Source organism: Ensifer sp. Root278, assembly GCF_001429285.1.
Classification (GTDB): domain Bacteria; phylum Pseudomonadota; class Alphaproteobacteria; order Rhizobiales; family Rhizobiaceae; genus Ensifer.
In genome coordinates, this window is sequence record NZ_LMJJ01000020.1 from 39,516 (window position 1) to 51,704 (window position 12,189).

Genomic DNA, 12,189 nt, shown 5'->3' on the forward strand with positions numbered 1-12,189 from the left:
TCTATGCGCGCCGATCGGCGACGATCCAGCCGGCCGCCTTTTCGGCGATCATCAGCGTCGGCGCGTTGGTGTTACCACTGGTGATCTTCGGCATGATTCCCGCATCGACGACGCGCAGGCCCTCAATGCCCCGCACCCTGAGACGGCTATCCACCACTGCCATCGGATCGTCATCGTGGCCCATCTTCGTCGTCCCGACCGGATGAAAAATGGTGTTGGCGATATCGCCCGCCAACCTGGCCAGTTCCTCGTCGCTCTGGAACTGCAAGCCGGGCTTCCATTCCTCAGGCTGGTATTTGGCCAATGCCGGCTGCGACACGATCCTGCGCACTTGCCGCAAGCTCTCGGCAGCGATGCGGCGGTCCTCTTCCGTGCTCAGGTAGTTCGGCGCAATCGCCGGGGCGTCGACGGCCTTATCGGAGCGAATGCGCACGCTTCCGACGCTGGTCGGGTTGAGGTTGCAGACGCTCGCGGTGAAGGCAGGAATGCTGTGCAATGGCTCGCCGAAGGCGTCGAGGCTGAGCGGCTGGACGTGATATTCGAGGTTGGCGTGCGCCTGGCTGTCGTCCGACCGGGTGAAAGCGCCGAGCTGCGAGGGCGACATGCTCATGGGTCCGCTGCGTTTCAGCACATATTCGAGCCCGATCATCGCCTTGCCGAACAGGCTGTTGGCGAGCGTGTTCAGCGTCTTGGCATTGCCGACCTTGAAGACCGCGCGAATCTGCAGATGGTCCTGAAGATTTTCCCCGACGCCCGGCAGGTCGTGGGCGACCTCGACACCATGGCGCTTCAGGAGAGAGCCCGGCCCGATCCCCGACAATTGCAGGATCTGCGGCGAGCCGATGGCGCCGGCCGACAGGATGACCTCCCTGCGCGCTCTGACCTCTGCCCTTTGCCCCTGCCGCTGGACAACGATGCCGGCACAACGCTTGCGGCCGGACGCCTCGGCTTCCAGGATCAGCCGTTCGACATGGGCCTGAGTCCAGACCGTCAGGTTCAGGCGGTTTTTCGCCGGGCGCAGGAAAGCCTTCGACGTGTTCCAGCGCCAGCCGGATCGCTGGTTGACTTCGAAATAGCCGACGCCCTCGTTGTCGCCGCTGTTGAAATCGTCGGAGCGCGGAATACCGGCCTCGACGGCGGCCTCGGCGAAGGATTCGAGGATGTCCCATTTGAGCCGCTGCTTCTCTATCCGCCATTCGCCACCGTGGCCGTGCATGTCGGAGAAGCGGCTGTTGCCGCCGGTCTTTGGGTCCGCGCCGTTGTCCAGCCGATAATGATCCTCATGCGCCTTGAAATCGGGCAGGCAATTCTGCCAGGACCAGGCGTTATCGCCGGTCGCCGCCGCCCAGCCGTCGAAATCGCGCGCCTGGCCGCGCATATAGATCATGCCATTGATCGAGGAGCAGCCGCCGAGCGTCTTGCCGCGCGGATAGCGCAGCGACCGGCCGTTCAAACCGGCATCCGGTTCGGTCTTGTACAGCCAGTCGGTGCGCGGATTACCGATGCAATAGAGATAGCCGACGGGGATGTGAATCCAGTGATAGTCGTCCTTTCGGCCAGCTTCTAGCAGCAGCACGCGCATCGCGGGATCGCGGCTGAGGCGATTGGCGAGCAGACAGCCTGCGGAGCCTCCACCGACGATGATATAGTCAAAACTATCGGCGGCGCGGTAAGAAGCTCGGCTGGTCATCGGCTTGCCCGCCTGCTGCGATGCAACACCGCACAATCATAAGCTTCGACGATTTGCCGTAGCATTTTAGCCTCCTCCTCATCTCTATTTTCAGGAATAGCGGAGGAGCGGCCCGGAAATCCAATGACAAATGACGCAAGGCATTATAAGTAAAATTAATATGCTTCAGTCAATCGACCTGAGAAAATTGAAGGCATTCGTCACCGTCGCGCGCGAGGGCAACGTCACGCGCGCCGCGGAGCAACTGCACGTCACCCAACCGGCGGTCACTCTGCAACTGAAGCGCCTTGCCGCCGATACCGGGCTCACCTTGTTCCGGCGGACGTCCACGGGGCTGGAACTGACGCAGGAAGGAGCCCTGCTGGCAGCCAAGGCGGAGCAGGTGCTGACGGCATTGACGGATTTTGGGCAGACGGCCGGACATTTGGCGACACGTGTGCGGGGGAAACTGCGGATCGGCACGATCATCGACCCGGAGTTCACCCGGTTGGGGGCGTTTCTAAAGGCGCTGATCGAAAGCGGGCCGGGCATAGAAACCACACTGCGCCATGGCATGAGCGGCGACGTTCCGGAGGGGCTGAGGCGAAATGAACTCGATGCCGGTTTCTATCTCGGCGACCCAAGAGATTATGATCCTTCCGCCGAGATTACCGGAGAAAGTGCCGCACCGCTTTTTCATGCCCGCGAGCTGGCGCAATTAACCTATCGCGTCGTCGCTCCACCATCGCTCGCCGGTCTCGTGCGCGGCGCGGATTGGTCACAGCTCGCATCGCTTCCTTGGATCGGCACACCGCAGGCCTCGGTCCACAATCGATTGCTGTCGCGCCTATTTACCGATTTAGGCGTCCGGCAAAATATAGTCGCCCAAGTGGATCAGGAGACGTCCATGGTTGCCATGGTACGGACAGGGGTGGGATTGAGCCTTTGCCGAGAGTCGATTGCCCTTCATGAACAACAGGCACACGGCCTTGTCATCGCTGAGAATGTTAAAATCTCCACGACGCTGAGTTTCCTCTGCTTGGAGGCTCGTATCGGCGATCCCTCTATAATGGCTGCTTTCGATGCAATAAGGCGGGTTTGGATATAGTCGGGGCGGTCTGTGTGAAGGCAGTGGTTCGCCGAGACATGGTTTTGAGGGAGGCCTGCGTTACGACAACGCGTTGCCCGATAGCGCTTGTCCACCGTGAAAGACGTAAATTGCCCGTGCGACGCCAGCAAAAAGAGAAGCCACTGCGAGGTTTATCGCTTCAGTCGGCGTGGTCCGTCGGGGGCTTAGCCCAATTAAGAAAGCCGAGCGCAATTGTTGGAAAGGCCCGTTCGCAGGATCGCGGCAGCTATTCAGCTAGCCGCGTGTTGCAACAAGCCGTCCAACGCGCTCGTGAAGAACAGGCCCCTTCTATCACTCTGCACTTTGGCCACGGACACGATTTGGTAATCCGAAGCGGACAATCAATTCGGTACGCAGGGACGGCAGGTTTGCGCCCCATGTCGGACACTCAGGCCGCTGTTGAATTTCTGAAAGCTGCCGTTCGCTTAATCAGATAGGGCGGGGAAGCGGACATTCTGGTCCAACGGTTCGTCCGTATGCTTTGCGGAACCGCCTCGGTCTTGTAGCGCGCCACCAGCGCTTCAGTTTGTTTGATAAGGTCCCGGGCAACAGACGCGCCGTCGTCTGGGCCGTTTCCATCGCGACCGCTCGGAGCGCCTCAAACGCAGTCCTCACAGTGATGCCATGAAGGCCCGACCTCGGTTCGATGTACGACGGAGGCCTGGGCCGCAATTGGCGGCGCAATCAGTCGCCATCTCTCCTGGCGTCGAAGGCCTCCCTAGACTTTCGGAAGCGATCCGCGTTCTCAACGATCCACGTCCACAACGGGATCATGCGCAGGAGCAGATCCATGCCGTTTCGGACAGCTCGTATTCGACCCTCGGTGGGTTTTCTCCGAAGTCGTTTCGGATAACCAGACCGTCACGCTCCAACTGGCGCAACGTCCGTGTCAGCATTCGCTGCGTAACGCCGTGCATACGCCTCCCGATCTCCGCATGGCGCAGCCTACCGTAGACGCCGAGCGTGTGGATGACGCCGAGCGACCAGCGGTTGCCGGCATGCGCCAGCAGTTCGCGGCGCACTCCGTCATCATCATCCCTCAACCCGTCGCAGACGGTCTGGGATCTCTGCTCAAAATCTGGTTCACAGTATCACGCATGTACCTTTTTTCATTTGCATAAGCGCATCGCTAGATCGAAGCCGAAACGCATTCTCAATGAGGCAAAACGATGAGCGATACAGCCTACGATACAACGCCGCGGTCCATTCTCGTGCTGGGTGCCGGGGAACTCGGGCAACCCGTCCTTCGCAATCTGGCACGCCGTGCACGCGAGACAAAGGAGACGACGATCAGCGTCCTCCTGCGCGCCAGCGCCGTCTCGTCAGATGACCCGGATAAGCAGCGCGCCATTGCGGAGATCCGGGAGCTCGGCATCGAGATCGTTGTTGGCGACCTGGTCAAGAGTTCGATCGATGAGCTCGCTTCACTGTTCGCACGATACCATACGGTGATTGGTTGTGCCGGCTACGCCGCCGGGATCGATACGCCGATGAAGCTGGCCAAAGCTGCATTGCAGGCCCGCATCCCGCGCTACTTTCCCTGGCAGTTCGGCGTCGACTTCGACGTGATCGGGCGTGGCAGTCCACAGGATATCTTCGACGCGCAGCTGGACGTCCGCGAGCTGTTGCAGGCCCAGACCCAGACTGAATGGGTCATCATCTCGACCGGGATGTTCATGAGCTACCTGTTCGAGCCGGAGTTCGGCGTCGTCGACTTGAAAAATTTCGAGGTCAATGCGCTGGGAAGTCTCGAGACGGCCGCGACGCTGACAACGCCTGAAGACATCGGGAAGCTGACCACGGAAATCGTGTTCGCCGACCGCGGATCCGCAACGAGATCGTGTTCCTGGCGGGCACACCGTGACTTAGGGCGAGGTTGCTGACAAGCTGGAGGCGGGTCTCGGGCGGCCCTTCCGCCGCTCTGAATGGAGCGTGCCCTTCCTGATGGAAGAACTGGCGAAAGATCCGCAGAACATGATGCGCAAGTACCGCGCTGCATTTGCCTTGGGTCGGGGCGTCGCGTGGGACAAGGCCGGGACGTTCAACACGCGGCAGTCCATTCCGGTCACGGACATCGATGCATGGATCCATGCAAACCTGGATGCCTCCGGTCGGGGGTAGTCCTCGAACCGCCTGGGGTTCGCGATTTCGAGCGGGTGGGTGGGACGACAAATGGATGTCGTACCCATCCGCTGTCCGACCCCACGCGGCGATGCTCGCCACGTACTGATAAGCGACCTCCGCACTTGGATAACCTGAAATCGCGGTTGCCTCTCAGGCACCGAAATGTCCGTTGCCGAAAGTTGTCTCAGTCAGCCGCTATGACCAAAACTGGTTCGGTAGCCGAACAGCAGCTGATCGCAAATCCTAGCCGAAACCCACCAGGCTGGTAACGGCCCCAGAGCGGACTTTCAATCCCTCGCCTTGAGAGGAATCGAACGTGCGGCCCTGTCATTTCTAAGCCGGTCAGACTGCAACTCGCGCGTTACGCAATCCGTCCGGCCACAGAGCGGCGTCTTCGTCCAAGCTACATACGGTCAGCCATAAGACGAGCATAGAGAGCAGCTGCGAAGTCGGCAGGCAGTGCGCAGGCAGCCAGCTTGGCCTCGCTGCTCCTGCCCAGCAGCGCAAGGCATGCCGCCTCGTTCGGTAGCGCGTCCTTGATCGCACCCGCCAACAAGCATTTCCTTACACACGCGCTGGATACAGACAAGCAACGATCTTTCTCGACCGGTGAAAGCCCGATGCTCCTAAAACATTCCCAACGGGCTGCACGGAATCTGCAAATCCGGGCGGCATGCTGTTGTCATGACCCAGACCGAGATTTTCTTCCCCTTCCCCCGAGTTCCATATCGCCTCCGCAAAGACGGATGGTGGCTGCTTTCGCAAGCCAATTGCACGCCCCGCCTTTCCGGTCGCGAGGGCGCGCGAGAATTCGCCACGGCCGGCGACAGCATCAAGGAGATAACAGTTGATGACATCAATCGATAACGCCGTCATTCAGGATCGGAGCGGAAACGCCAGCGCAGTCGTCGGACTTGTACTTGTGGCGCTGGCCGACGCCCTGCTCTTCCAGCGGCCGCTCGGCATCAATGCATTTCTGTTCACCATGGCCGTGGCGGTCGGGATCCTGGTATCCGGCGCCCGCCGCCTGACAGCAGCAGCAGCCGTCGCCCTGGCGGGGGCGTCATTCGCCGCATGCGCGCCGCTGCTGGAGGCGCCATCCGTCCTGGGTGCCCTGTCTTCTTTCGCTAATGAAAATTGTAGAACTCGCCCTGCTCGCAGCTCGAGTTCAAGTGAAAGCAACCCCATTTGGGCAATAGATTTCGCCGAGTTACGCAACCGACTGAATCTTAGCCCGTGTGACGACTTCCCCAAAGTGCCTACGATTGCAATTTATGATATATTAGAAATATGTTGTCAACTAGAGTTTGCGACTGCACGACTATCCTGGATTGATCCAACGCGGCAGGCGCGGACGCCAAAGACCTTGTTTTTTTTGCCCGCAGGGCCTGCGTGAGGCGGTCGCTCAAAAAGAATAGTCGGGTCAGGTGCGGATCACCGGACAGGTGATGCTACAAAGGAAAGTCCATCTGGACGCCGCACGGGAACGACCTCTGAGTGAGTGTCGTTCCCGTTCGGGTTCCATCCATTATGTCGTCTGTCTGCGAGCATGAATTGCAGTTAGCGAAATGGGCCGCATGCCGCGAGACGTTGGAATTCAAGCAAGCGTCGACCTGAAAGCGCCACCGTCGAGCAGGATATTCTGGCCGACAATATAGCCTGCGTACTGGCTGCAAAGAAATGCCGCGGTAGCGCCAAACTCCTCAATCGTGCCGAAGCGCCCGGTCGGATTCTCCGCATGCGCCTCCTGCCGCGCCTGGTCGATTGAGATGCCCTTCATTTCTGCCCTTCGCTGGAGAAGCACGGCTACACGATCCGTCTCATGCGACCCTGGTAGGAGGTTGTTGATCGTTACGCCATGTTTCGCGACTTGCCTCGCCGTCCCTGCCACGAAACCGGTCAGTCCGCTGCGCGATGCGTTGGACAGGCCCAACTCCGGGATCGGTGACTTTACTGATGCGGAGGTGATGTTGACGACGCGCCCCCAGCTCCTACCGATCATGCCGGGCAGAACCGCTTTCATCAGCAAGATTGGGGTCAGCATGTTGGCGTTCAGTGCGTTCAACCATTCATTCGTCTCCCAATCAGACCATAGCCCAGGCGGCGGTCCCCCTGCATTGGTGACGAGGATGTCGGCTTTCGGTTCCGCTTCGAGAAGCTCTTGCCGTCCTTCCACGGTCGTTACGTCGGCGACCACGGCATAGACTTCGGCGTTTGCCAATTCGCGAAGCTCCCTCGCGGTGGCCTCCAGCGTGTCCCGGCTACGACCGTTCAGGGTAACGATCGCGCCCGCCTCCGCAAGCTTCTGCGCCACGCCTCTGCCCAGCCCTTTTGAACTCGCGCAGACGATCGCACGCTTGCCCCTTATTCCCAGATCCATCGCAGTTCCGTCCTTCTATTGGTTTGCATCTTTTGCGATTTGTTCAACCGCATAGACGAGGCCATCGACCTCCCCCGCGGTATTGAAGTAACTGACCGAGGCTCGGGCTATTTCCTGTAGTCCGCGCGCGGTCATGTCGAAGGGCGTGTAGGGTATGCCGTTTGCCCCGATTGAGATACTCTTCTCGGCTAGCTTGCTTCTCACAACCGATGCCGAAATTCCCTCCACGGTGAAAGAAACAAGGCCCGACTGTTTCTCCCCGAGATCGCGCACCTCAACCGCCGGAATGCGCTGCAACCCTTCCCGAAGCTGGGTTGCTAGGAGGGCGATGCGGACTTGGATCGCCTTGACACCCAACTCTGAAGCCAGCGCGATCGCTTCGCCGAGCCCCAGGAGCAGTGATATAGGCGCTTCGGATGTTTCGAATAGACGGGCGTCTTTCCTCAACTCGACCTTTCCATTCACCAGAGGGCCGGAGCTCACATCGACGAAACGGGGATTGAGCTTCTCAAGGAACTTAGAGCGAACGTACAAAAGAGCCGTTCCGCGCGGCCCTCTAACGTATTTCCTGCCGGCCGCCTTGAGAACATCGCAACCTATCCTCGACACATCGATAGGGAGCTGACCAAGTGCCTGCCCGGCATCGACGAAGTATGGGATGCCAGCCGCGTTGGCCACCCGCCCGATGGCTTCGGCGTCGTTTATCAGTCCCCCGTTGGCAGGAAGCCATGTAAGCGAGATCATGCGCACCTTGTCGTCGATCATTGCGGAAAGAGCGTTCGGATCGACACTGCCGTCTTCCCTGCAGGGAATGGTCTCGATACTTGCCCCGGCATGGCTTGCCGCACGCTGCATCGATGCGACATTACCGCCCCATTCCTGTCGGCCAATTAGAATGCGCTCGCCCGACCTCAGCTGTGGCAACGCGGCAAACACGCTCCCCCAAAGGGCAGACCCCGATCCACCGAACGCAACCTCGCCTTCGTCGGCGCCGATGAACTTGGCAGCGTTGGTACGAAGCATCGCGAGCTCGTCCGCAACCAGTGCGGCAGCTTCCATCGGACCTCGCGTCGATTCCAGCATCAAGTGTCCGACAATTGCTTCGGTGACCCGCCTCGGTGGGAGCGAAGCTCCGGCGTGATTGAAGTGCCTCCGCTCGGCGCAGCCGGGTGTGTCGTTGCGCAGGCTGTCGATTTTTGCGTCGGTCAGCACCTGGTCTCCTCCAGTTCCACAACCGCATCGATCTCGACGGCTGCCCCCGAGGGAAGCGAACTGACACCAATGGCGGCCCTCGTGTGCTGCCCGGCTTCGCCGAACACCGCAACCATCAGGTCGGAGGCACCGTTTGCAACCTTCGACTGATCCTTGAACTCGCTCGTTGCCGCGACGAATACGCCAAGCTTCACGATGCGACGGACAGACGAAAGCGAGCCGTCTGTATTGGCAGCGATCTGTCCGAGAAGGTTGAGGGCTGCGATACGCGCCGCTTGCACCCCCTGCTCGTGAGATATGACCGCACCCAGGGTGCCTGCAATGATCTCACCATCCGGGGCCTTGCTGATCTGACCGGAAATGAACAAGAGGTTGCCCGTGTGGACCACCGAAATGTAGTTCGCAGCCGGAGTAGTCGGTGCGGGCAGTTCTAGGCCAAGAGTAGCCAGTTTTTCACGGATGGAAATCGTCATCACTTTCTCCTTTTCTTTCTTGCTTCATGAAAGAAATCCGAGGAGCCCGCCAATTCAAAGCTTTGCGCCCTGCGATCGAATTCGTTAATGTCAGCCGTCATTCATCCGCGAGGCATCGGCACGTTGCGCAGTTCCCCATTCCTCCCACCCCTTTCCGCGGCCAGGGTCTTCCAGGTGGTAGCAAATCGAGGGAGCTTTCGATTGGCGGGCGAGGAACTGCTAATTACGCAAAGCGCGGTGAGCCACCACATCAAGCAGCTCGAGAGTGCTCTGGGTACTCCACTCTTTCGTCGCAAGAGTAAGAGCATAGAGCTGACCGAGGCAGGCACGATGTTTCTTGCCACCGTCGACGAGGCCTTCACTGTGCTGTCGGAGGGCACCGCGAGGGTGCGCTCGCGATCCGGGCAGACCAGGTTGCGTGTGAGCCTGCTCCCCTCTTTCGCCGCGAACTGGCTGGTCAACAGACTTGGCGGTTTCCTCAAGAGCCATCCAGCGATCGAACTCGAATTGGATCCGACCCTGCGAATTGTCGATGTAGGGCGCGGAGAAGCGGACATCGCGATTCGATTTGGCGATTTTGGCGCGAGCAAGCAGTCCTGTGTGCACCTCGCAAACGAAGATTTGTCTCCGGTGTTGAGCCCGGCGCTGTACGCAGACGGCTCCCAGTTTCAATCCCCCCTGGGCCTTCTCAACCATGAGATACTGCAGGCCAAGAGCGGCCTCGAATGGCAGCTGTGGTCGGAGGCAGCCGGATTTCCACTTGAGAAGGCCAAACAGACCCGCCTGACCGACTACAACATTGTATTGCAAGCTGCTCTTGATGGTCAGGGTGTCGCCATGGGGCGAGGCCTTCTTGTTCGGGAGCATATTCGGACGGGGCGGCTGGTCAGGCCCTTGTCAGCTTCCTTGAGCTCACAGAAAGCAGCGTACTGGGCAGCCTTCGACCCGCTCTCGAGGAAACTTCCAGCGATAGACGCTCTTGTCGGCTGGTTGAAAAACGAAATGACCCCATCGGCGCAGAGAACGTCCGGCACCATTTTTTGATCGATGCAATCGCCGTCCCAGCGGTAAGATCTGCCGGCGGATACCTCTTGGCGCGCCCCACCAAGTATTTCTGCACAATGCCCGAATTTTGGATGAACATGCAGGCCGGCTTTAACCTCAAGACAGAGGAAATTCGTCAAGTTTGTTAAGTTCGTAAACATACGGCGGCATTCGGGTAGTGCAGGTTCGCGTCCTGCCGGGCCCACCATTATCACCTCGAGCGTCACTACCCTGCCCGGCACACCCAGAAGCGATGATCAGTACGGCCCGTATTCGGTGCCATTCATTCCGTGGAATAGAGCTCCTCCTCGCGCGTGTTTAGCATTCCCGCCAATGTGCGCAAGCCGCTGTCGAGCTGATCCATCGTCGGGGTCCCGACGGCGCGCGGTTATAATGCTTTGGCAGAAACTTATAACATTGACAGTTTGCTCACAGCGTTATAAGTTCTTGGCAGAAAATTATAACGGCGACCAAGATGAGCGACCACGACTTTGGTCAAAGGGAAGCGCGCGTCAGGCAGATCGCTGCGCTTGTCGGCGCTTTCAAAAGGACGAAATGCCAATGATGAGAGAGATCGACATCAGCTATCGGACGATGTTCGCGGAGCTGACGCAACGGACGCTCGACGGTCAGTTTTTGGCAGACTTCCCCATGGAAGGATGGTTCGTGACCGTGACCGTCAAAGACCGCAATTACTGGTATTTCGACCTCCCAGATGGCGAGGGCAAATACAAGCGAAGCTATGTCGGTCCAGAAAGCGACGAAGAGATCACGGCACGGGTGAAGGCGCACAAGCAGATCAAGGACGATCTCCGGGAGCGGAGGCGCATGGTGAGCACGCTACGTCGTGCCGGTCTCCCCGGTCCCGACACCTTCGCGGGCGATATCACGAAGGCGCTTGCCGACGCCGGCTTGTTCCGGCTACGTGCGGTGCTGATTGGGTCGGTGGCATTCAGCACCTATGCGGGGATGCTTGGCGTCCGACTGCCCTCGTCTGCCATGCAGACAGGCGACGCGGATTTCGCGCAAGACTTCGCGATCTCGGCCGGGGTGCAGGACAGCCTTCCGCCCATTCTAGATATCCTCCAGTCGGTCGATCCTGATTTCCGGACCGTGCCGCACCAAGCGGACAAAGCCAAGGTTGTCGCCTTCCAGAACGGTAGGGGCTACCGAGTGGAGTTCCTGACTGGAAACCGAGGATCGGACGAATACACGGGCAAGCCGTCTCCCATGCCCGCCCTCGGCGGCGCTTCGGCAGAAAACCTCCGGTTCCTGGACTTCCTGATCTACGAACCTGTCCGCACGGTGCTTCTCTTCCGCGAAGGCGTGAACGTCCTGGTCCCCGCTCCCGAGCGGTATGCCGTCCATAAGCTTATCGTTGCCTCGAGAAGGCTCACTGACACGCTAGGACGCGTGAAATCGGACAAAGACCTGGTGCAGGCCTCCCTACTATTCGAAGCCCTAGTAGAGACGCGCCACGAATACGAGTTAGTCGATGCTTGGGAAGAGGCGTGGGATCGGGGAGATTCTTGGAAGGAAGGCCTTTGCAACGGCCTCTTGAGGCTATCAGCCAAAGGTGTGAAGGCGCTTGGTAAGGCGCTCGGATCGAAGATGCCTGACTTGGAAAAGTTGAGAGCTGATGATCGTTCCAAATGACTTCCCCGGCCACGCAAGCCGCTCCTTCGCGCCGCAACGGCCGTCGGCGTCGCGGATCGCCAGCAAGGGCCTCTGGTCTCACGTCGACACGAACAGCGTCCCCGGCGTGCGTTTGTCAGCCTTCCCTAAAGCAGCCACCGTGGGCATCAACGCCGGTGGCCGTGCGGGTGACTAAAAAACCGGCCACGAAAAACAGCATTCCAGTCGATACATTATGCGATTTTGGAAGCGCATAACGAGAACGCGCCCACGTCCAGCGTTCACGCAAGACGCCGAATTTGGTTCATGACAGCATTTCTTCAATCAACGAACCCGGACAGCAACAACCAGTCACTTAAGCCAGCGTGTAGGCGGTCTTGACGGTGGTGTAGAATTCGGCGGCGTAGCGTCCCTGCTCGCGCGAGCCATGGGACGAGCCCTTGCGGCCGCCGAAGGGCACGTGGAAATCGACGCCGGCCGTCGGCAGGTTGACCATGACCATGCCGGCCTCGGCATTGCGCTT

At 59.5% G+C, this 12,189-nt stretch carries 12 protein-coding genes; 6 read left to right on the forward strand and 6 right to left on the reverse strand.

The window, feature by feature from the left end; genetic code table 11:
- Window position 1 precedes the first annotated feature (1 nt).
- The gene (locus tag ASE60_RS16130) at window positions 2-1,690 is read right to left on the reverse strand and encodes a GMC family oxidoreductase N-terminal domain-containing protein (protein ID WP_057251582.1); all 1,689 of its coding nucleotides are present in this window, start codon (window positions 1,688-1,690) and stop codon (window positions 2-4) included.
- A gap of 130 nt (window positions 1,691-1,820) precedes the next feature.
- Here ASE60_RS16130 and ASE60_RS16135 point away from each other — a divergent pair, with 130 nt between their 5' ends.
- A complete protein-coding gene (locus tag ASE60_RS16135; RefSeq protein ID WP_244495637.1) occupies window positions 1,821-2,777 on the forward strand; it encodes a LysR family transcriptional regulator in 957 nt (318 codons plus the stop codon).
- A 791-nt stretch (window positions 2,778-3,568) separates the two neighbouring features.
- Here the strand turns inward: ASE60_RS16135 and ASE60_RS16140 are convergent.
- Window positions 3,569-3,820, reverse strand: a complete 252-nt coding sequence (locus ASE60_RS16140) for a helix-turn-helix domain-containing protein (protein ID WP_244495638.1) — start codon at window positions 3,818-3,820, stop codon at window positions 3,569-3,571.
- Window positions 3,821-3,967: 147 nt separating this feature from the next.
- Between ASE60_RS16140 and ASE60_RS16145 the strand changes: the two genes are divergently transcribed.
- The 3 genes from ASE60_RS16145 (at window position 3,968) to ASE60_RS16150 (ending at window position 6,318) form a co-directional block, all read left to right on the forward strand.
- On the forward strand, window positions 3,968-4,681 hold the full coding sequence (locus ASE60_RS16145) for an NmrA family NAD(P)-binding protein (protein WP_244495639.1): 714 nt from the start codon (window positions 3,968-3,970) through the stop codon (window positions 4,679-4,681).
- A 61-nt stretch (window positions 4,682-4,742) separates the two neighbouring features.
- Complete coding sequence (locus tag ASE60_RS35705; protein WP_244495640.1) at window positions 4,743-4,919, forward strand: hypothetical protein; 177 nt, start codon at window positions 4,743-4,745, stop codon at window positions 4,917-4,919.
- 853 nt (window positions 4,920-5,772) lie between these two features.
- Window positions 5,773-6,318, forward strand: coding sequence for a hypothetical protein (locus ASE60_RS16150; RefSeq protein ID WP_057251576.1), 546 nt, complete (start codon window positions 5,773-5,775; stop codon window positions 6,316-6,318).
- Between the two features lie 201 nt (window positions 6,319-6,519).
- Here ASE60_RS16150 and ASE60_RS16155 read toward each other — a convergent pair whose 3' ends face one another.
- The 3 genes from ASE60_RS16155 to ASE60_RS16165 are packed head-to-tail and all read right to left on the reverse strand — an operon-like array spanning window position 6,520 to window position 8,987.
- Window positions 6,520-7,302 (reverse strand): SDR family oxidoreductase, encoded by a 783-nt coding sequence (locus tag ASE60_RS16155; protein WP_057251577.1) that lies wholly within the window; start codon window positions 7,300-7,302, stop codon window positions 6,520-6,522.
- 15 nt (window positions 7,303-7,317) lie between these two features.
- Entirely contained in the window at window positions 7,318-8,514 is a 1,197-nt protein-coding gene (locus ASE60_RS16160) for an aminotransferase class V-fold PLP-dependent enzyme (RefSeq protein WP_244495641.1), read from the reverse strand.
- Window positions 8,508-8,987 carry a RidA family protein gene (locus ASE60_RS16165; RefSeq protein ID WP_057251578.1) on the reverse strand — a complete coding sequence of 160 codons (480 nt, stop codon included), beginning with the start codon at window positions 8,985-8,987 and terminating at the stop codon, window positions 8,508-8,510. Before ASE60_RS16165 ends, ASE60_RS16160 begins: the two co-directional genes overlap by 7 nt.
- A gap of 87 nt (window positions 8,988-9,074) precedes the next feature.
- On the opposite strand from ASE60_RS16165, the gene ASE60_RS16170 reads away from it, so the two are divergent.
- Both ASE60_RS16170 and ASE60_RS16175 read left to right on the forward strand, forming a co-directional pair.
- Window positions 9,075-10,031 (forward strand): LysR substrate-binding domain-containing protein, encoded by a 957-nt coding sequence (locus ASE60_RS16170; protein ID WP_156414658.1) that lies wholly within the window; start codon window positions 9,075-9,077, stop codon window positions 10,029-10,031.
- Between the two features lie 561 nt (window positions 10,032-10,592).
- Window positions 10,593-11,687 (forward strand): GSU2403 family nucleotidyltransferase fold protein, encoded by a 1,095-nt coding sequence (locus tag ASE60_RS16175; protein WP_057251579.1) that lies wholly within the window; start codon window positions 10,593-10,595, stop codon window positions 11,685-11,687.
- A 334-nt stretch (window positions 11,688-12,021) separates the two neighbouring features.
- Here the strand turns inward: ASE60_RS16175 and ASE60_RS16180 are convergent.
- A partial coding sequence (locus ASE60_RS16180) for an aldehyde dehydrogenase family protein (RefSeq protein WP_156414659.1) occupies window positions 12,022-12,189 on the reverse strand: 168 nt, incomplete at its 5' end.